Source organism: Mucilaginibacter sp. (genome assembly GCF_035492695.1).
In the GTDB taxonomy this organism is placed as follows: Bacteria; Bacteroidota; Bacteroidia; order Sphingobacteriales; family Sphingobacteriaceae; genus Mucilaginibacter.
Genome location: NZ_DATJJC010000006.1, coordinates 1 through 20,290 on the forward strand (window position 1 = coordinate 1; position 20,290 = coordinate 20,290).

A 20,290-nucleotide genomic window follows, 5' to 3' on the forward strand; every position below is an offset into this window, starting at 1 on the left:
GGAAAAGACAATAAAGTAATGTGTTATATGGGCATGCCAGATAAGCCCTTAACCGCACCAAGGTTGGTTAGCTTTAGTAAGTCCGGATTGAGGGCAATGCTTATAAACAAAAATCAGGAACTGTTGAAATCATCCGGTAAACCACTTATCGTTATTTTAAAACCAAGTGATCACTCTATTTATTCCAACTTCGTATCAGCTTTGGATGAGTTTAATATAACCAGTATTCAAACATACGCAGTTGCCGATATCACCCCTAAAGATATAGACATGCTTAAACAGCAAGGAGCTTTCTAACCTATCCTTATCACAATATGTAAACGCCGGCTTTCTTCCTGATTGTCCGGTGGTTTGCTTTTATAAAGGTCATTTCCCCGCTCAACAAGCGTAATTTGTCTGTCAATTTTTCTTTTTTGAGTGATACTAAAAAAGTACAAAGTAAGTTTTACCTTTGTACCCTGAAAAAAACACGGCTTAAGTGATTGATTACTTTGCTGTAGGGAACACCTGTTACCGTCGGGCGGACCAATTTTTTTATTTAGAGTATATCTTTTTAGCCATAGCCGGCTTTTAAGAAGCAGACAAAATGGGATATAAAGACCAGATAGATTTTTCCAGGTTACCTCAGCATATAGCTATCATCATGGACGGCAATGGACGTTGGGCAAAGGGCAAAGGAAAGTTAAGGGTGTTTGGCCACCGTAATGGGGTTGTATCAGTACGTGATGTGGTTGAAGCCTCTGCGGAGCTGGGTATTAAATATATTACATTATATACTTTCTCATCCGAAAACTGGAACAGGCCAAAACTGGAGGTATCTGCTATAATGGAGCTGATGGTTGCTACTATCAATAAAGAGATAGACAACTTTATGAGGAATAATATAAGGCTGAATGCGATAGGTGAATTGGAGATGCTTCCTGCCAAATGTCATAAGGAACTATTAAGCGCGATGAATAAAACCGCTGGTAATACAGGTTTGACATTGACCCTGGCGCTGAGTTACAGCTCGAGACGTGAAATTGCACATGCAGCGGCTAACATAGCCCGCAAGGTACAACAGGGAGAGTTGAGTTTAGATGATATAAATGAGGACACTTTCGGAAATAATTTATATACAAGTGAAATGCCCGACCCGGAATTACTGATAAGAACCAGCGGCGAATACCGCATAAGTAATTATTTACTGTGGCAAATTGCATACGCTGAATTGTATTTTACATCGAAACTTTGGCCCGATTTCAGGCGCGAGGACCTGTACGAAGCCATCATTGATTATCAAAAGCGCGAACGGCGTTTTGGTATGATCAGCGAGCAACTGAACTAAATTTTTACTTTTAACACTTTTTAACAACTGTATAAATTATTTTTAGCCCACTAAAATATTCGAATGAATAAACTTCTTTTTGCTATTCTTTTCACTGTTATAAGTACCGCTGCGCTGGCACAGGTCTCTAATCAGCCGAGGCCGGCACTTCAAAAATCTATTTCCCCCGATAGTTTAAGCTACCTTAACCCCAAGGACTATATTATTGGCGGGGTAACGGTTACCGGTACTAAAAACCTGGATAAGGATGTGCTGGTACAGATATCGAAATTGAATAAGGGCGACAGGATAAATCTTCCGGGCGAACAAAATGCGGCTGTAGTAAAACGCATGTACGACCAGGGGCTTTTTGACGACGTGCAGTTGAACATTACTAAAATAAACCTTGATACCGTTTACCTCGAAATAGCTGTTGTAGAGCGCCCGCGTTTATCCAGAATGCATATAACCGGTCCGCGGAAAGGCGAGATCGAGGATCTGCAAAAGAAACTGAGCGACAAAAATGCCAAGATCGTTAACGAAAACTTATTGAGTACAACTACCGCCATCATCAAAAAGCATTTTGCTGAAAAAGGATATTTAAATACAACAGTTGATATTAAACAACGTAAAGACCCGGGCGATGCTAACAGCGTTATTCTGGATGTTGCAGTAGACAAGAAGAAAAAGGTTAAAATAAATAGCGTGACGTTTGAAGGCAATACCGCCTTCAGCCAAAAGAAATTAAGAAAATTTCTGAAAAAGACACGCCAGCGCCATTGGTATAATCTATTCGGGTCGAGGAAGTTTTTGCGTGATAAATACGAGGACGATAAGCAAAACCTGGTTGAAAAAATGCAGGACAAGGGCTACCGCGATGCAGAGATCATTAGCGACTCGGTTTGGCGGCACGACGATAACACGGTCAATGTCAAAATAAAATTATTTGAAGGACATAAATATTATTTCGGGAACATTACATGGTCGGGCAATGCGCAATATCCGGCAACTTTGCTTAATAAGTTGCTCCGTGTTCGTAAAGGCGACGTTTTTAGCGAAGAGGAGCTGAATAAAAGGCTTGTAGGTCCTACACCAAATAACGACGACGTTTCGACATTGTACCTCGATAACGGTTTCCTTACTTACAGTGCCGATCCTGTTCAAACCAGGATATATAACGACACCGTCGACCTGGATATCCGGGTATATGAAGGGCCCCGTTACACACTGAACCGCATCATACTGAAAGGGAACGATGTAACTAATGATAAAGTGGTAAGGCGAGAGATAAGGACCAAACCGGGCCAGATATTTAGCAAGGAAGCGCTCATCCGCAGCACGCGCGAAATATCCCAGTTAGGAAATTTTGACGAGCAGAAAACCGAACCAAGACCTACCAACATCAACCCGTCCGATGGTACTGTGGATATAATTTATAATGTAGTTGAAAAGCCATCGGACCAGATCGAGCTTTCAGGTGGTTTTGGTGGCGGCCAGTTAGTGGGCACACTCGGGCTAACATTTAATAACTTTTCGCTCAGGAATATTTTCCACCTGAAAGAATACCGCCCGCTGCCAAAAGGCGATGGACAGAAACTGAGCATCAGGGGGCAATCGAGCGGACGTATCTATCAAAACTACTCGTTCACTTTCACCGAGCCGTGGCTGGGAGGTAAAAAGCCGATATTTTTCTCTCTGTCGGCCTATACACAGTTAAGTTCAACCGGTCAATATTATGCCAAAAACGACTCAAGATATAATAACCTGCGTATTAACGGTATCGGTGTTACATTAGGTAAAAGGCTGAACTGGCCGGACAACTATTTCCAGCTGAATTATTCGGTGAATTTTGACCACTATAGTTTGGATAATTATCCGGGTTATATATTTACCAACGGTACATCATACAATATTAAATTAACCCAGACACTGCAACGTAACTCATTGGATGTGCCGATATTCCCTACGCAGGGGTCAAATATCATGCTTACTATCCAGGGAACACCGCCATATTCATTATTTAATCACATCAACTATAAGCTGCCGCCTACCCAGGAAGAAGTTTATCACTTTGTTGAGTACTACAAGGTTAAATACGATGCACAGTGGTTCCAGAAGATTTATGGCAAGCTGGTGTTAATGTCGCAGGTGAGGTTTGGTTTCCTGGGCGAGTACAATTCGGCGGTGCCTGCTTCTCCGTTCGAAAGGTTTAAACTGGGCGGCGACGGTATGCAGAGTTATCAATTTTTACAGGGTAGTGATATCATAGGGTTACGCGGTTACCAAAACTTCTCGGTTATCCCGGTAGGTACCAATTACAATGTGAACAACAACCCAGGAAGCACAATATACAACAAGTACACGTTCGAATTGCGCCACCCTGTTATCGCCAGCCAGTCGGCAACGATATTTGTTTTGGCCTTTGCCGAAGGTGGTAACGTTTGGAACAGTTTCAGCCAGTTTAATCCGTTCAATGTCAGGCGTTCAGTAGGATTTGGAGCAAGGATATTTTTGCCTATTTTTGGCCTGCTTGGTTTGGACTATGGTTATGGCTTTGATAAGATACCGGGTATTCCGGATGCTAACAAGGGCCAGTTCCATTTTTCAATTTCACAGAGCTTAAGCGGAGGGTTTAATTAATTTGCGCCTGGCAATGAAAAAGATAATCTTAGTAATATTTTTTACGTTTGCGGCGTTTACTACATTTGCGCAACGGTTTGCTTTTGTAGATTCAGATTATATCCTGAAACACATACCGGAATACGCCGCTGCACAAAAGCAACTGGCTGCACTTTCCGATCAGTGGCAAAAGGAAGTTGACGCAAAATCGCAGGAAATTGAGCGCATGTATAAGGCGTTCGAGGCAGATAAGATTTTGATGACGGCTGATATGAAAAAAAGGCGCGAGGCCGAGATAAGTGATAAGGAAAAAGAAGTCAGGGATTTTCAGCGCCAGAAATTTGGGCCGGACGGCCAACTGGCAAAAAAAAGTAACGAACTGATTAAACCTATACAGGATAGGCTTACCAAAGCTATACAGGCTGTTGCTGAAAGTGAAAGCCTGGATATGATATTTGATAAGAATAGTGAAGTGATAATGCTGTATGCAAACCCGCGCTACGACAAAAGCGCGGATGTAATAACCCGCCTGGGATTAAAACCCGGAGTATTTGCTAAGTAAAAATTTATAGATAAATTAGACTATTATTAACCCAAAGACAAAAAATGAAAAAACTATTGAAAGTAGCTTTAGTTGCGGTGTGTATTGTGTTCGCAGGGAATATCGCTAAGGCCCAAACAAAAATTGGATATGTCAATTTTGCCCAGATCATCCAGATAATGCCCGAAGCCAAAACTGTTCAGACACAGCTTGAAACATACGGCAAACAATTCCAGGATCAATACACAGCTATGACGACTGAGTTACAGTCAAAAGGCCAGCAATACGAAGCACAACGCGCCACCATGACTGATGCTATACGTTCGGCAAAGGAGAGCGAATTGCAGGATCTTCAAAAACGTATCCAGGCGTTCCAAACAGATGCACAGCAGAAAATAGCCAGCAGGCAGGATGAGTTGTCAAAGCCTTTAATTGATAAAGCCCGTGCTGCTGTTGCCCAGGTTGCCAAGGAAAAAGGCTACACTTACGTAATCAATTCTTCGCAAAATGACATTTTGATCGTTTCGCCGCCGGGAGACGATATGCTGGCCGATGTAAAGGCGAAATTAGGCTTAAAATAGGTAGTCACAACCCTTTATAGAATAGCCGTCGGGCGTAGTTTTATAAATTCGGCAGGATAGTATTATCAATCAGGAAAAATTTATGTTGGGAAGGCTATTAAAAATTACCGTTATTGTGTCACTCATAACACTTGGCGGTAATGTTGCTAACGCTCAGGCTAAAATTGCTTATATTGATTTCCAGGAGTTAATGAAGCAGATGCCCGAAACAAAAAACCTGCAGGAGCAAATAAATGCTTACAGTAAGCAGTTTATGGACCAACTGACGGCGATGAATACCGAGTATCAGCAGAAGGGTAAGGACTATGTTGCGCAGAAATCGACAATGTCCGACGCAATACGGACCGCCAAAGAAACAGAACTGGCCGATTTGCAGCGACGGATGGAAAGCTACTCTAACGATGCCCAGCAAAAAGTAGAAACCAAAACGAATGAGCTTGCCAAACCGCTTTTTGAAAAAATGCGCGAAACGGTAAAGCAGGCGGCACAGCAAAAAGGCTATACTTATGTTATTAATACCGCTCAGGTTGAACTGATCGTATCGCCGCCGGGTGACAACCTGATGAACGATGTGAAAGCCAAATTAGGCATTAAGTAAAAACGAAGATTAAAACATACAAAGCGGCACCGATACGGGCCGCTTTTTTTATTTTTACAGCGTGATGGATAACCAACCGATAGGCATTTTCGACTCAGGCTATGGTGGCCTTACCGTATTTCGTTCTATAGCGGATAGTTTGCCGCAATACGATTACATCTACCTTGGCGATAATGCCCGCGCCCCCTATGGTAACCGTTCGTTCAATACCATACATCAATATACATGGGAATGCGTGCAGATGCTTTTTGATATGGGTTGCCCGCTGGTTATACTGGCGTGTAATACCGCATCGGCCAAGGCGCTGCGTACTATACAGCAGCGCGACCTGCTCAATGAAGATCCGGCAAAGCGGGTGCTTGGCGTTATCAGGCCAACTGCCGAGATCATTGGGAATTATACCGCTTCCAAAGAGATAGGAGTTCTCGGTACGAAAGGCACTGTCCAGTCAGGTTCATACCTTATCGAGATCAATAACTTTTTTCCGGATGTTAAAGTTTACCAGCAGGCCTGCCCGCTATGGGTTCCGATTATCGAGAACGGCGAATACGACCAGCCAGGGGCCGATTATTTTGTGAAAAAATACCTGGACCAGGTGCTTGCGCAGTCTGCCCATATAGATACCCTGTTACTCGCCTGCACGCACTACCCTTTGTTGCAGGATAAGATCAAAGCGTACCTGCCCGAAAATATCAAAGTTGTGCCGCAGGGAGATATTGTTGCCGCAAGCCTGCAGGATTACCTGCAGCGCCATCCCGAAATGGAACAGCGATTAACCAAAAATGGAAGCAGGCAATTCTTCACCACATCCGATGATACCATGGATTTCGATCATCATGCCTCCATATTCTTCGGCGAAGCCGTAACTTCCGAATACACAGCCCTTAAATAACAGGTGTTCATACTACCGCCGCTTGCCAACAGTTTGATCGACTTAAGTATTTGTTTATCAATTGCTTTGATTTAAACACTGCCAAAAAAGTATCTCATTTTGCATGTTTTCGTGAACACTTGTTGAAATAAATTGTCATTTTAATTAAGCTGTGATAACCGAATGTATCATACAAGGTCTATAAACTTAATCAAGTATTCAGCGCTGCCCCGGTTCAATAAAAGCAAAAATGATTAAGTTTGCAGTTGAAGCGAACTGATCCTTGAACTTTTACCTCAAATACTTTATTATCGCTGCCGGCCTGTTTGGTTTTTCAGGCTTCTTTGCGCTATTCGGCGTTTATGCCGAACGTAAGGTATCAGCGTTTATACAGGACAGGCTCGGGCCAACGGAAACCGGTAAATACGGCGTTCTTCAAACGCTGGCCGATGTCATCAAACTGCTGATGAAGGAACTTATTGTGCCTGCGGCGGCTGATAAGTGGCTGTTTATGCTCGCACCTGCCATAATTTTTATAGCGGTGTATATGGGTTTTGCGGCTATTCCCTGGGCCAACGGCCTGGCACCATCAAACCTCAATCTTGGGCTCTATTATATTTTCGCCATCATCTCCATCGAAACGTTGGGTATCCTGATGGCAGGCTGGGGATCGAACAACAAGTATTCCATTTTGGGCGCCATGCGCTCAGTTGCACAGATCATCTCGTACGAGATACCCGCCGGCTTTGCCATAATATCGGTGGTGATGATCGCTCAGTCGCTTAACCTGCAAACTATTGCAGCGCAGCAGGGCATCCTGTCGCACGAACAATCAAAGTTTCTGGGGATATGGGATGTGTCGGCGACAGGAGGGATATTATCCTGGAATATATTCCGCGCGCCGCATCTCATCATCGCGTTTGGTATTTATTTTATAGCGTCGCTGGCCGAAAGCAACAGGGCGCCTTTTGACATACCCGAGGCGGAATCGGAGCTGGTGGCCGGTTTCCATACCGAATTTACAGGCATGCGTTTTGCATTTGTTTTCCTGGCTGAATATTCGATGATGTTCCTGGTTTCCATGGTGGCGGTCATTTTGTTTTTGGGCGCCTGGAATACGCCTCTGCCAAATATGGGAGTGGTGCGCCTGGCCGATTGGACAACCGGAACGGCCTGGGGGGTGTTATGGACAGTTATAAAAGTGTTGTTATTGGTGGGCGTACAAATGTGGATACGGTGGACATTGCCCCGATTGCGTGTAGATCAATTAATGAACCTATGCTGGAAAGTGCTTACTCCGCTTGCATTTATTTGTATGCTGGTATCGGGTGTATGGCGTTTGTGGGTGATATGAGTTAGTCCGTAAGTCGGAAAGACCGGAAGACCGGAAGAAATAATGAATATAACTAAAAGTCCCTCTCCTTTGGAGAGGGATTTAGGGTGAGGCAAAATCAGTGAAATCAAAATAAAAAAAGATCAGTGAAGACAACAATAAATGCGTTTAAAACAGGATGGAAGGGACTTGCTCTTACCATCAGGCATTTATTTTCTAAAAACACCAAACGGAAAGTAATGCCAGTTAGCTCTGACAATTATTTTAAACAGATGGAGGGTACCAACACCATCCAATACCCTAAACAGCAACTGCCCGTGCCCGAAGTTGGCCGCTACCAGTTAGAGGTTGAAATAGACGATTGCATTGTATGCGACCTTTGCGCCAAAATATGCCCGGTTGATTGTATTGATATCGAGCAGATAAAAGCAACCGAATTGATAGGCCATACCTCGGATGGTAGTCCCAAGCGTATTTATGCCGCCAAGTTCGATATTGACATGGCTAAATGTATGTACTGCGGTTTGTGTACCATCGTTTGCCCTACCGAATGCATCATCATGACCAATCAGTACGACAGGACGGTTTTTGAGCTGAAAGATCTGAATTACGAATTTTCGGACATGACACCCCAAGACGCTGCGGAAAAGCGCTTGCTGCTCGAAAGGCAACTGGCCGAAAAGCAAGCCGCCAAAGAGGCAGCCCTGAAGCAAAAGGAGGGTGGCGCATGACGATGGTGAAAGCTTTATTTTACCTGATGGGTTTTATCGCCGTTGCATCCGGTCTGTACGTGGCAGCAAGTAGGAATCTGGTGCGCAGTGTATTCATGTTTTTTGTAACCTTAATGGCACTGGCCGGGTTATACGTGCTGGCCAGTGCCGATTTTGTGGCCATTACCCAAATTGTGGTATATGTTGGCGGTATATTGGTATTGATCATATTTGCCTTTATGCTTTCGGGCAGAGAGAGCCTTGCGGGGCTTCAGCAACAGGAAAGCCGCTTTATCAGTATAAATAAATTATCTGCCGTACTGCTTGCGGCGTTGTTCTTTATCTTGATGCTGAATATATTGCTGAAAACAGATCCCGATCATTTGCAATGGGTTCAAAAAGCTGTAAGCGAGAAAAATATGGTTAAATCCGGCGATGCAACCGTTAATAATTTGGGCATTAACCTGATGAGCCATTATTTGCTCCCGTTTGAGGTAGTATCCATTTTATTGCTGATGGCCCTGGTAGGCGCTGCGCACATATCGAGAAAGGAGAAAAGCTTATGATCCCGCTTACTGATTTCCTGGTAGTAAGCGCGGCCCTGTTTTGCACGGGCTTGTTTATCGTGCTGACCAAAAGGAACGCCATACTGGTTTTGATAGGGATAGAGTTTATGCTGAATGCGGCTAACCTTAACCTGGTGGCCTTTGGCAAATACGACCGCCTGGCAAACGGCGGGCAAATTTTTACCCTGTTTTCAATAACACTGGCAGCCGCCACCACTGCAGTGGCATTAGCTATTATATTGAACTTATACAAACGTTATAAAACCATCGACCCGTCAAAAACGGATCATTTAAAAGATTGAAAATGAAAAAAAACGCGCATAGTAAAAATAAGGGTGTCATCCTGAGTCTCTCGAAGGATGAGCGTGGTAAGGCCTTTGCCCGGATGCTTCGGGTACTTCAGCATCACAGCGCTCTTATAGGTACGATCGCCGTTATGTTTTTTTTATTCCTCTCGCTAAATACTTCGGCCCAAAACGTTGACACGGTACAAAAAAATCCTTCAAAAACTTCATTTACCGGCGACACTAAGCCATTGATTATTTTGGATGGAATACCCTATAAAGGCGACCTGAAAAGCATCGATCCTAATACCATTATGGATGTTACAATCTTAAAAGGGAACAACGCAACCTCAGTTTATGGTTCGGACGCTTCGGACGGTGCGGTAGTAATACGGACAAAAAACTATGAAGCAAAGGCTGATACCTCAAAATTATCGCCGCCACTGAATACAGACCCGGCTGTGGATAAAAGGCCTCTCATTATCTTAGATGGCAAAGAATATACAAAGGATTTGAAAACCATCGACCCTCATACAATTGTAAGTATCAATGTGCTAAAAAATAAAAACGCCACAGATAAGTACGGGCAAAAGGCAGTTAACGGAGTTTTGGAGATAGCTACAAAAAAATAAACATTGGAAGATTTCCTGCAGCAGATAGATACTTTAACAATTAGTTTCGCAATGGGAGCTGTACTGCTGCCTTTGTTGGCTGCTGTTATTGGCTTTTGTCTTCCTGCACGGTCTAAAGTTTCCGGCTGGCTATCTACGCTTGCTATTTTGTTAAGCGCTGTCCTGTCTGTCGCTGTTTTTTCAAAAGTCTGGAACCAGCACCCTGTTCATCAGCAGCAATTGTGGTTTACCATTGGCGAAACAAAAGTTTACGCTGGTATCCTGCTCAATAACCTTTCGGTATTAATGCTGGTGCTGGTATCGGTTGTAGCCTTGCCGGTGCATATTTACTCCACCGCCTACATGAAAAACGACGAACGGTACGGGCGTTATTTTACTTACCTCAGTTTTTTCTGTTTCAGTATGCTGGCGCTGGTAGTTACAGATAGCCTGGTATTGTTCTATGCTTTCTGGGAACTGGTGGGCTTTTCATCCTACCTGCTTATTGGTTTCTGGCGCACAAAGCAAGCGGCTGTTCTGGCAAACAAAAAAGCCTTTATCATGAACAGGATAGGGGACATCGGGCTTCTTTCGGCCATTATTATCATTTACACCACTACCCGCAGTTTTGATATCAACCAATTGTTCGGCACAAATGCTTTGGTTAAAACCGCCGCCGGCCAGGTAACGGGTGTTTGGCAATATATAGCCTTTGGCGGCCTGTTTTTGGCTGTCGCCGCTAAGTCCGCGCAGTTCCCGTTACACACCTGGCTACCCGACGCTATGGAAGGCCCTACATCTATTTCGGCCCTTATTCATGCGGCTACCATGGTTGCCGCCGGTGTGTTTTTGCTGGGCCGGTTTTATCCGGTTTTCACACACCACGAGTTGACCATACTCGCCATTGTGGGTTGCTTTACCGCGTTTATGGCCGCCACTATCGCACTCACCAAAAACGACCTGAAGCGCATTCTCGCTTATTCCACCATATCGCAATTGGGTTATATGGTAATGGCCATGGGTATCGGCGCTTATTCGTCGTCGCTGTTTCACCTGGCTACACATGCTTTTTTCAAATGTCTTTTATTTTTAGCGGCAGGTATCATCATTCACGAAGTTCAGCACGTTAAAGACGAGTATCAATTAACCATCGACCCGCAGAATATCCTGTATATGGGTGGCTTACGTAAAAAAATGCCATTGACATTCATCGCCTGTATCATTGGCGGCATGGCTTTGGTTGGCTTGCCGTTTACTTCCGGCTACCTTTCTAAGGATGGCATCCTGATACAATCCTTTGAATGGTCCGAAGGTAAAAGCTGGGTATTTAAACTTATCCCGATAGGGGCCTTAGTTACCAGCTGGCTCACTGCATTTTATGTGGCCCGATTAATTGCCAAGGTTTTTTTTGGCGAATTTAAGATGCTGCAATTCCACCCGTCCATTAAACTGCACATCAGCGACGGCGGCTGGCAATACCGTGTTCCGCTGATATTTTTAACTATCTGCAGCTTGTTCCTGCTGTTCTCGCTTAACCCTATTTTATATGAACGGGCCTGGATATTAACCGGCTTCCCCAATATAACCGGGCTGGATAGGGTGAATATTTATCATACCATAATCCCGGTACTGGTTAACCTGGTTGCAGTATTGGTGCTTTATTGGGCCTGGAGTGTTTATATCAAGTTAAAAGCACTGCCATTGCCCGAATCCGGCTTCCTGTTCAGGCTATCCTACAATGAATGGTATATCGACAAGCTTTATCAAAAGGTTATCATAATGCCTGTAATGGCGTTAAGCAAAACTACCCGCTGGGCCGACCTTAATATTATCGACGGTTTTATACATTTGCTGGCAAATATTGGGCTCGCCGGGTCGAAGGTAGCAGAATGGTGCGACCGTTATATTATCGACGGTATTTTGCACCTTACTGGCTCATTGGTAATGGCGATAGGTAATTTTGCCCGCAGGTTCCAGAACGGCAGGGTGCAGTATTATCTGTTTAGTATGCTGGCGGTTATATTGGTTATATTTATTTTAAAGACGTTGATCTGAACCCGATGAACATATTATCGCTGCTCATATTCATACCGCTGCTGTTTGCGCTTGCCATCATTGTGCTGCCGTCATCTATGCGCGCTGGGTTCAAGTATATTACGTTGCTGGCGACGCTTGTCCAGCTGGGTATCAGTATATGGATGTACCTGCATTTTCAAACCGGGGGACATTTTGGCGGGGTGAACAACGAAGCACAGTTTCAGTTTGTCCAAAAAATACCCTGGATCGACCTTAGTCTTGGTAACATGGGTAAAATGCAGGTCGATTATTTTGTGGGGATCGATGGTATTTCCATTACGCTGGTGCTGATGACATCGCTGGTAATGGTTATCGCTGCGCTGGCTTCGTGGGAGATAAAAAGTAATCTGAAAGGTTTTTTCAGTCTTTTCCTGTTGCTCAACACAGCTGTTATTGGTGTATTCTGCGCGCTCGATTTCTTCCTGTTCTATATTTTTTACGAACTAATGTTGCTGCCGCTGTATTTCCTGATAGGCATGTGGGGCGGCGCCCGGCGCGAATATGCGGCTATCAAGTTCTTCCTGTATACCTTATTCGGCTCGGTATTTATGCTGTTGGTAATGGTGGGCCTGTACCTATCCGTGAAAGACCCGGCTACCGGCAGTCATACATTCAACATCATCCAGATGATGAACCCGGCCAATTATGATCAGGGTTCGGTATTTTCGGTCCTGGCTCATAAAACTATTTTGGGTATGCCCGCCCGTACGGTAGGCTTTGTGGTGCTGTTCATCGCATTCGCCATCAAAGTACCAATAGTACCGTTGCACACCTGGCTGCCGGATGCCCACGTGGAAGCGCCGACACCGGTTTCTATCATCCTTGCCGGCATATTGCTAAAAGTTGGGGGATATGGCATCATCCGTATTTGCCTGGGTATTTTTCCTGAGATCGCCTCATCCGGTGCGTTCTGGCTCGGTTTGCTGGGGGTGATCTCCATTATCTACGGTGCTTTGAATGCGCTTGCACAGCGCGACCTGAAACGTTTGATCGCCTATTCATCCGTATCGCACATGGGCTTTGTCTTGCTGGGCATAGCTTCGCAAACGCCCGAAGGCATAAGCGGTGCGCTGATGCAGATGGTGAGCCACGGTTTCCTGTCAGCTATGTTATTCTTCCTGGTCGGGGTGGTTTACAACCGGGTGCACGACCGCGATATTTATAATTTTCGCGGCCTGGGAACACTGATGCCCAAGTATACCACATTTGTCATGATCGCATTTTTTGCATCGCTCGGCATACCTGGATTATCTGCTTTTATTGGTGAGGCATTTTCTTTATTAGGCGCATTCGAATCATCATCGGTCAATGGCTATTTGCCATATTGGATGGCTATATGCGGCTCGGTGGGCATAATATTAAGCGCGGCTTATTTCCTGTGGACCTTGCAGCGTATGTTTTTCGGCACGCTGTCTCTTAAAGGCGGCGACGTATGGAAAACCGCCCTGACCGATTTGGACTCGCGCGAGATTTTGGCTTTGATGCCTTTAGCGTTGATGACACTCGTTTTAGGCGTGATGCCTTCGCTGGTATTTGATAAGATCAATGATTCGGTGTTGGCGTTGGTGCATTTTTTAAAATAACATATTCATAGATATGCACGATCTGTTACCATTCCTTCCCGGCCAGTTGAACCAGGTGTTAGATGGCATTACTTTGCTGATACCAGAGCTATACCTGTCAGGGCTATTCCTGGTGATACTGGTAACCGATATTTTGTTCGGTAAAAACTCGGGCTGGTTATGCAGGATATTAGCGTGCGCTGGGCTGGTCGTTGTCCTTATAAAGGATCTTCAGCAATTCGGGCTCGTAGTGAACAATGGCTTCCCGTTTTTTAACGAGATGCTGTTGCTGCACCGTACATCGGTAACCTTTAAGGCGCTTATTGATATTTTCTCCATTATACTTTTGCTGTACTTTGAATGGGACGACGAGCTGCGGTCGCACACCAAAAAATTGTCAGGTTTGTACGCCATCGCTATTGCTGCTATTCTTGGTCTGCATTTAATGGCAATGTCCATAAACCTGTTATCGATCTACTTGTCTATCGAGATGGTCTCCATTGCATCATATTTAATGGTGGCCTATCATACGGAAAACAAACTGAGCAGCGAGGCTGGCTTAAAGTACGTGCTTTTTGGCGCGGCATCTTCAGCTGTTATGTTGTATGGTATATCACTGCTGTACGGTTTCACCGGGTCATTGAACCTGCTGACCGGTAATATGTTGCCGGGCCTGTTACACACTAACGCAATGGCGGTTTCTTTGGCATTTGCTTTGGTGTTTGTGGGTGTCGGCTTTAAATTGTCGTTCGTTCCTATGCATTTTTGGGTGCCCGATATTTACCAGGGCGCGCCTACGCCGGTCTCGGCGTTCTTATCTACCGTGCCCAAAATTGCTACTTTTTGCCTGCTTATCAATTTCTTTATCCCGTTCCTGTATTATCCCAAATGGGATATGCACGATTTTAAATTGGCGCTATCGGCAGCAGGCATTGTTACCATGGTTGCGGGTAATTTTGCCGCCGTGCTTCAAAATAATGTCAAACGAATGCTGGCTTATTCCAGCATCGGGCATACCGGGTTTGCCTTGATGGCGCTCGCAGCCTTTAACGATGCGGGAAAAACTGCCCTGTCTTTTTACCTGGTGGCTTACTCACTCGCAAGCATTGGCACTTGGATGCTGGCAACTTATTTTGCGGATGCGGCAAAGGCCGAAGACATGACCAGCTACAAAGGGCTTGGATTTAAATATCCCCTTGCCGGGGTATTATTTGTTATCCTGTTGATATCACTGACAGGAATACCGCTTACAGCAGGGTTTAACGGAAAACTGGTTGTTTTTTCGGCGGCATATTCGGCCTACCAGCAAAGCCATTATATCTGGACATTGTTATTAATGATAACCGGCGCCGTTACAACTGTAGTCTCTTTGTTCTATTATATTAAAATTCCGCTCAACTTATTCCTTCGTAAAACAGAAAGGAGCGCCGGTTTTGCTTCTCCAAACAAGTATTTGCTGGCAAGTGTTGCAATAATTACAATATTGGTTATTTATTTGGGCTTTTTCCCGGATATTTTGCTTAAAAATTTGTAATTATCAAAATAAAATGAATATTCTTATAAAATTTTAAACAAATTGGTCATTTTTTGGAAAAAATAGTAATTTGCAAGCTGCAATATAAACCGATTACTTAACCAAATTATGAAACGTTATTTTCCCTTCCTGCTTATAACAGGCGTACTGGTCTTAACTTTTATCTTTCCTTCCGTCGATCTTCACAATGTAGCCGGCAATCCAAAATTTGACACCGGCGACATAGCCTGGATGCTGATGTCGACCGCGTTGGTTTTGATCATGACGCCCGGCCTGGCCTTCTTTTACGGCGGTATGGTGAACAAGAAAAATGTGATCTCCACCATGCTTCAGAGTGTTATCTGTATGGTAATTATAACAGTAATGTGGGGTATTTTTGGTTTTAGTCTTGCCTTCGGCGATTCTATCGGGGGAATAATCGGTAACCCATCTACCTACTTCATGATGAAGGGTATGCTGGGTAACGCTACGTGGAAACTGGCGCCAACCATTCCATTATTGCTTTTTGCCATGTATCAGCTAAAATTCGCCATTATAACTCCCGCGCTGATCACCGGCGCCTTTGCCGAACGCATACGCTTTAACAGTTACATCATATTCCTTTGCTTATTCTCGATATTCATCTTTTCTCCATTGGCGCATTCCACCTGGCATCCGGATGGTATACTGGCAAAATTAGGCGTACTTGATTTTGCGGGCGGAACGGTTGTACACATGTCGGCAGGATGGGCTGCGCTTGCGTCGGCCATTTACCTCAAAGGGCGCAGCGAAGCTAATCACGCCCCGGCACGCGTTACTTATGTTATCATCGGTACTGGCTTGCTGTGGTTCGGGTGGTTTGGGTTTAACGCCGGTTCAGCGTTTGGGGCCAATCATTTGGCGGTGAACGCGCTGGCAACAAGCACTACTGCCTCAGCAGCGGCAGGCTTAACCTGGATATTTTTCGATATGCTGCGTGGCAAAAAACCTTCGGCCATGGGCACCTGTATAGGCGCGGTGGTTGGTTTGGTAGCCATTACGCCGGCGGCCGGTTTTGTGTCGATACCGCATTCGCTGGCAATTGGTATTATTTCCGCGGTTGTTAGTAACCTGGTGGTTGAATGGCGCACCCGCACTTCAATCGACGACACGCTGGATGTGTTCCCCTGCCACGGTGTCGGTGGTATGGTGGGTATGCTGCTTACCGGCGTGTTCGCCCATCAGAACGTAAATGCAGCCAACGTAACCGGCAACGGCTTATTCTTTGGTCATACGCACTTATTCTTTGTTCAATGTATTGCCCTGGTTGTCGCGTCGGTATTTTCTTTCTTTGGTTCTTTGTTGTTGTTGAAAATAACAGATATGATCTCGCCGCTACGTGTGTCGCCTGAAGAAGAAACTATCGGACTGGATATAAGCCAGCACGGCGAAAAATTATAATTTGAATTTTTTTGTAGAGACGCAAGATTTTGCGTCTCTCTACGAAAGGATCCTCGCCTGTGGTGGGAGACGCAAAATCTTGCGTCTCTACATTGTATCATTTCACCCTGGTCAGTTCATAATGTTCCCCTTCATCATCCGCAACCGCTTTGTCAAATTTTCCATTCGGCCCCTTCACAAATTCAAAATCGGCTTCCATTATCTTCAAAAATAAATGGTGATCGTTTTGGGGGTAAATGTTCGTTGGTGGTAACCCAACTTTCGGCGCCTCTACTTTCAGTTTACCATTTACCAGGCTAATAGTGGCATCATATCGTTCATTGTGCCATACTCCGGTAAATTGTTTTAATTGCTCGTCAGTTAGTTTAGTTGTACCGCGGTAAGCATGGTAACTTTCCCATTCATAAGGGATGGTTACACCGGTTAGCTTTTGGACTAGTTCGGTAAAAATGCTTTCGGCATTATCACTGTTGCTCATAATGATCAGGGCTGTTTTTTGTTGCGGAATGGCGATCATATAATGTTGCCATCCAAAGCCATGTCCTTCCTTAAAAAATGCGCGCCCGTAAGGTGTTTGAAAAAGCCCCCAGCCCAGGCCGTAGGCTAATTGTATTTTGCTGTTATCCGCTATCGAAGTGGTATCGAGCGAAAACATCTGTGTCTTCGAATTAATCACTATCTGCGGCGAAAATATCTGGTTCCAGTATTTATCAGTAAGCTTTTTATGCTGCAGCACGGCGGAGATAAAACGTGTATAGTCGGCAATGGTCGTTTCCATCGACCCTGCTGCATAAACATTCTTATACCTATCCTTATGTATCGTGTCTTCCGCGATGTTGTGCCCCACAGCAAAATCATTTTCAAACCGGGGTTGCCATAGGTAACTGCTTTTGGTCATACCGAATGGGACGAATATTTTTTCGCGGGCAATGTCCTCGAGGCTGCGGCGCGTGATGGCCTCGATCACCATCTGCAGCAACTGTATCCCTTCGCCCGAATAAGCATAATGACTTCCCGGCCTGAAGTAGATACCCATCTTAGGAGAGCCGTTCGGCTCCGTACTCCGCCAGTTAGGGAATCCCGTTGTATGCCGCAGGCAATCGCGCGCAGTTATTAATTTCCATCGTTCGTCTCCGGCCAATTCTTTGTAGGCCTCATAATCTGGCAGGGGCTTGGGAAGATAAGTATATAATGGCTTATCAAGGTCGATCACCCCATCCTGCGCCAGCTGAACAACGGTATAAGCAAACAACGCTTTCGATAGCGATGCCGCGTAGAAGTTTGTCGCAGTATCATTCTTTTGGCCGGTTGCCTTGTTGGCGTAACCATATGCTTTTACATCAACAGGCTGGTTATTGTTGATGATACCGATACACAAACCGGTGACTTCGGCGGTGTCCATCAGTTTGTGTACTATTCTGTCGATAGACGACGCCGTCATCGAACCGCCATCGGGCCTTTTGATGTTTAGCTGGGCCGATGAAGGTTGAATGATAAAAATGACAAATGCAAATAGGATAAGTTTTTTCATAGTGTTGCAGGATCGGTTGACGGTGGGGTACCGGATTTTTAGACGATAAATTTCAAAATGGTTTAATTGCCTGGTTTATTTTAGCCGGATTGGAAATTAATAATAAATTTACAATCAGTATTTTATCTCACAGCAATGAAAAAGACCTTACTTTTTATTTCGTTATCAAGTTTTTGTTTAGGTGCTTACGCCCTGGGGGGAAGCGTGGATAGCGGTGTATTTCTACTGCATAAATTCCAGCAGCACATTGGGAAGGAAACTTACCACGTCAGTAAAAGCAAGGACGCTGTAACCTATACCTCCGATTTTAAATTTACGGATCGCGGCTCTCCCGTGCCATTTAAAGCGGAATTAAAAGTAACACCGGCGTTGGAACCACTGGAATTCAATATCAAAGGGCAGTTCTCCCGTTTTTCCACTATTAACGACAAGATAAATATCGCAAATGGCGAGGCGCATATCCAGGTAGATGATTCGGTTCACGATCAAAAAATAAAACCGCTTACCTTCCCGGTCGCGGGTTACGCGCCGATTATCGGTCAGCAGGTATTGATCCAATACTGGAAGAAGCACCACGAACCTGCGAGTATAGATATTTTGCCCGTTGGCTCGGTGCAGATCAGGCGCGACGGGTCTGACACGCTAACCTTTGCCGGAAAGCCGCTGATGCTGGAACGTTATACGATAGGCGGGTTGATTTGGGGAAATGTATTTGTGTGGACAGATAAGCAAGGGCAGGTAATAGCTGTTATAGAAAACGACGCAGAGTTTGACAAGTTTGAAGCAATGCGCGAAGCGTATGAAGATCTATTGCCCACGCTGATAGGTAAAACGGCTACTTATAGCATGCGCCTTTTTACCAAATCAGCTTCATTGGGCAGCAAGGCCGATAAACTGATAGTGATAACAGGCGGGACGGTGTACGATGTAGTGAATGAGAAGCCGATACCCGACGCGGTGGTCGTTATTGAAGACGGTGTTATTAAAAAGATAGGAAAAACGGGCTGGGTACAGGTGCCTGCCGGTGCAAAAGTGATCGATGCCAAAGGGAAAATGATATTTCCGGGTTTGTGGGACATGCATGCCCACTTTGAACAGGCCGAATGGGGGCCGGCTTATCTTGCTGCCGGTGTAACCACTGTTCGCGATTGCGGCAACGAATTCGACTTTATAAATGCGATTAAGACCTCCATCGATGGTGGAAAAGGTGTTGGTCCGCTGATATTGAAAGCGGGGATCATCGACGGCAAAGGGCCAATGGCGCTGGGCATTATCCAGGCGGACACGAAAGAAGAAGCCATAGCAGCGGTAGACCGGTATAAGAATAATGATTTTGCCCAGATAAAGATATACAGCTCGGTAAAACCGGCGATAGTAAAAGCTATCTGCGACGAGGCGCATAAACAGGGTTTAACAGTTACCGGGCATATTCCTAACGGAATGACGCTGAGAGCGGGTGTCGATTCGGGAATGGATATGGTGAACCACGTACAGTATGTGTATTCCATTATGAAGCGTAATAAAGACCGTTCTGTTAATTTTGAGGATTCGGTAAGTAAAGCCGCGATCGAATTCATCAAACAGCATCATACGGTCATCGATCCGACAGTTGGTGTTTTTGAGCTGAGCTTCCGGAATGTAAAGGATGATATCACCCAGATCGAACCTGCTTTCAACACCCTGCCCGTCCCTTTGAAGGCTTTGTTAAAGAATTTTGGCATGGAACCGGCACAGTCCAAACAACTTGAACCGCTCTATCAAAGCATGGTAACCATCGTGAAAAAGCTGCATGAGGCAGGTGTAACTGTTGTAGCCGGCACCGACCAGGGTTTCCCCGGCTTTAGCGTAGCGCGTGAATTGGAACTATATGTACAAGCAGGGCTTACGCCGGCCGATGCCATACAAACCGCCACCATAACACCGGCCAGGGTGATGAAACTGGATAAAAACAGCGGCTCGATAGAAGAAGGCAAACAAGCCGATCTGATTATTGTGGATGGTGACCCGATAAAAAATATAAGAGATATCCGTAACGTAACAACGGTGATAAAAGCCGGGCATATTTATGAACCCGGGCCGCTGCATAAACTGGTAGGATTTAGTAAATAACAACTACTCTAAGCCCCTCTCCTTTGGAGAGGGGCTGGG

The 20,290-nt window shown here is 45.1% G+C and carries 17 protein-coding genes and 1 pseudogene; 17 read left to right on the top strand and 1 reads right to left on the bottom strand.

All coding sequences use genetic code 11. The annotated features are described in order from the left end of the window. From VL525_RS02410 to VL525_RS02485, 16 genes and pseudogenes are all read left to right on the top strand, one after another. Positions 1-297, top strand: a pseudogene (locus tag VL525_RS02410) (biopolymer transporter ExbD); the annotation flags it as partial. A 289-nt stretch (positions 298-586) separates the two neighbouring features. Beyond that, positions 587-1,327 carry an isoprenyl transferase gene (locus VL525_RS02415; RefSeq protein ID WP_325382930.1) on the top strand — a complete coding sequence of 247 codons (741 nt, stop codon included), beginning with the start codon at positions 587-589 and terminating at the stop codon, positions 1,325-1,327. Between the two features lie 63 nt (positions 1,328-1,390). Beyond that, positions 1,391-3,946, top strand: a complete 2,556-nt coding sequence (gene bamA, locus VL525_RS02420; RefSeq protein WP_325382932.1) for an outer membrane protein assembly factor BamA — start codon at positions 1,391-1,393, stop codon at positions 3,944-3,946. A 13-nt stretch (positions 3,947-3,959) separates the two neighbouring features. Further along, the gene (locus tag VL525_RS02425; RefSeq protein WP_147033857.1) at positions 3,960-4,487 is read left to right on the top strand and encodes an OmpH family outer membrane protein; all 528 of its coding nucleotides are present in this window, start codon (positions 3,960-3,962) and stop codon (positions 4,485-4,487) included. A gap of 44 nt (positions 4,488-4,531) precedes the next feature. After that, positions 4,532-5,047, top strand: coding sequence for an OmpH family outer membrane protein (locus VL525_RS02430; RefSeq protein WP_325382937.1), 516 nt, complete (start codon positions 4,532-4,534; stop codon positions 5,045-5,047). Positions 5,048-5,162: 115 nt separating this feature from the next. After that, the gene (locus VL525_RS02435) at positions 5,163-5,645 is read left to right on the top strand and encodes an OmpH family outer membrane protein (protein ID WP_325382939.1); all 483 of its coding nucleotides are present in this window, start codon (positions 5,163-5,165) and stop codon (positions 5,643-5,645) included. A 64-nt stretch (positions 5,646-5,709) separates the two neighbouring features. Next, complete coding sequence (gene murI / locus VL525_RS02440) at positions 5,710-6,537, top strand: glutamate racemase (protein ID WP_325382941.1); 828 nt, start codon at positions 5,710-5,712, stop codon at positions 6,535-6,537. A 262-nt stretch (positions 6,538-6,799) separates the two neighbouring features. Next, positions 6,800-7,870, top strand: coding sequence for an NADH-quinone oxidoreductase subunit NuoH (nuoH, locus tag VL525_RS02445; protein ID WP_325382943.1), 1,071 nt, complete (start codon positions 6,800-6,802; stop codon positions 7,868-7,870). 125 nt (positions 7,871-7,995) lie between these two features. Next, a complete protein-coding gene (locus VL525_RS02450) occupies positions 7,996-8,580 on the top strand; it encodes a 4Fe-4S dicluster domain-containing protein (protein WP_325382945.1) in 585 nt (194 codons plus the stop codon). After that, on the top strand, positions 8,577-9,125 hold the full coding sequence (locus VL525_RS02455; RefSeq protein ID WP_325382947.1) for an NADH-quinone oxidoreductase subunit J: 549 nt from the start codon (positions 8,577-8,579) through the stop codon (positions 9,123-9,125). The genes VL525_RS02450 and VL525_RS02455 overlap by 4 nt, the downstream gene beginning before the upstream one ends. After that, positions 9,122-9,427: an NADH-quinone oxidoreductase subunit NuoK gene (nuoK, locus tag VL525_RS02460; RefSeq protein WP_325382949.1), complete on the top strand. Its 306-nt coding sequence runs from the start codon at positions 9,122-9,124 to the stop codon at positions 9,425-9,427. Before VL525_RS02455 ends, nuoK begins: the two co-directional genes overlap by 4 nt. Positions 9,428-9,429: 2 nt before the next feature. Next, entirely contained in the window at positions 9,430-10,041 is a 612-nt protein-coding gene (locus tag VL525_RS02465; protein WP_325382951.1) for a TonB-dependent receptor plug domain-containing protein, read from the top strand. A gap of 3 nt (positions 10,042-10,044) precedes the next feature. Next, entirely contained in the window at positions 10,045-12,075 is a 2,031-nt protein-coding gene (locus VL525_RS02470) for an NADH-quinone oxidoreductase subunit L (RefSeq protein WP_325382953.1), read from the top strand. A gap of 5 nt (positions 12,076-12,080) precedes the next feature. Continuing rightward, a complete protein-coding gene (locus VL525_RS02475) occupies positions 12,081-13,679 on the top strand; it encodes an NADH-quinone oxidoreductase subunit M (RefSeq protein WP_325382955.1) in 1,599 nt (532 codons plus the stop codon). A gap of 13 nt (positions 13,680-13,692) precedes the next feature. Next, on the top strand, positions 13,693-15,192 hold the full coding sequence (locus tag VL525_RS02480; protein ID WP_325382957.1) for an NADH-quinone oxidoreductase subunit N: 1,500 nt from the start codon (positions 13,693-13,695) through the stop codon (positions 15,190-15,192). Positions 15,193-15,300: 108 nt separating this feature from the next. Continuing rightward, positions 15,301-16,611 (top strand): ammonium transporter, encoded by a 1,311-nt coding sequence (locus VL525_RS02485; RefSeq protein WP_325382959.1) that lies wholly within the window; start codon positions 15,301-15,303, stop codon positions 16,609-16,611. A 97-nt stretch (positions 16,612-16,708) separates the two neighbouring features. Here the strand turns inward: VL525_RS02485 and VL525_RS02490 are convergent, their stop codons facing one another. After that, the gene (locus VL525_RS02490; RefSeq protein ID WP_325382961.1) at positions 16,709-18,142 is read right to left on the bottom strand and encodes a serine hydrolase domain-containing protein; all 1,434 of its coding nucleotides are present in this window, start codon (positions 18,140-18,142) and stop codon (positions 16,709-16,711) included. 135 nt (positions 18,143-18,277) lie between these two features. On the opposite strand from VL525_RS02490, the gene VL525_RS02495 reads away from it, so the two are divergent. Continuing rightward, a complete protein-coding gene (locus VL525_RS02495; RefSeq protein ID WP_325382963.1) occupies positions 18,278-20,251 on the top strand; it encodes an amidohydrolase family protein in 1,974 nt (657 codons plus the stop codon). Positions 20,252-20,290: the final 39 nt, after the last annotated feature.

What these genes read in the sequence shown, in the direction of transcription:
- VL525_RS02415 (WP_325382930.1), top strand. Translation starts at nt 587, where the DNA reads ATGGGATATAAAGACCAGATAGATTTTTCCAGGTTACCTCAGCATATA.
- bamA (WP_325382932.1), top strand. Translation starts at nt 1,391, where the DNA reads ATGAATAAACTTCTTTTTGCTATTCTTTTCACTGTTATAAGTACCGCT.
- VL525_RS02425 (WP_147033857.1), top strand. Translation starts at nt 3,960, where the DNA reads ATGAAAAAGATAATCTTAGTAATATTTTTTACGTTTGCGGCGTTTACT.
- VL525_RS02430 (WP_325382937.1), top strand. Translation starts at nt 4,532, where the DNA reads ATGAAAAAACTATTGAAAGTAGCTTTAGTTGCGGTGTGTATTGTGTTC.
- murI (WP_325382941.1), top strand. Translation starts at nt 5,710, where the DNA reads ATGGATAACCAACCGATAGGCATTTTCGACTCAGGCTATGGTGGCCTT.
- VL525_RS02455 (WP_325382947.1), top strand. Translation starts at nt 8,577, where the DNA reads ATGACGATGGTGAAAGCTTTATTTTACCTGATGGGTTTTATCGCCGTT.
- nuoK (WP_325382949.1), top strand. Translation starts at nt 9,122, where the DNA reads ATGATCCCGCTTACTGATTTCCTGGTAGTAAGCGCGGCCCTGTTTTGC.
- VL525_RS02465 (WP_325382951.1), top strand. Translation starts at nt 9,430, where the DNA reads ATGAAAAAAAACGCGCATAGTAAAAATAAGGGTGTCATCCTGAGTCTC.
- VL525_RS02475 (WP_325382955.1), top strand. Translation starts at nt 12,081, where the DNA reads ATGAACATATTATCGCTGCTCATATTCATACCGCTGCTGTTTGCGCTT.
- VL525_RS02480 (WP_325382957.1), top strand. Translation starts at nt 13,693, where the DNA reads ATGCACGATCTGTTACCATTCCTTCCCGGCCAGTTGAACCAGGTGTTA.
- VL525_RS02485 (WP_325382959.1), top strand. Translation starts at nt 15,301, where the DNA reads ATGAAACGTTATTTTCCCTTCCTGCTTATAACAGGCGTACTGGTCTTA.
- VL525_RS02490 (WP_325382961.1), bottom strand. Translation starts at nt 18,142, where the DNA reads ATGAAAAAACTTATCCTATTTGCATTTGTCATTTTTATCATTCAACCT.
- VL525_RS02495 (WP_325382963.1), top strand. Translation starts at nt 18,278, where the DNA reads ATGAAAAAGACCTTACTTTTTATTTCGTTATCAAGTTTTTGTTTAGGT.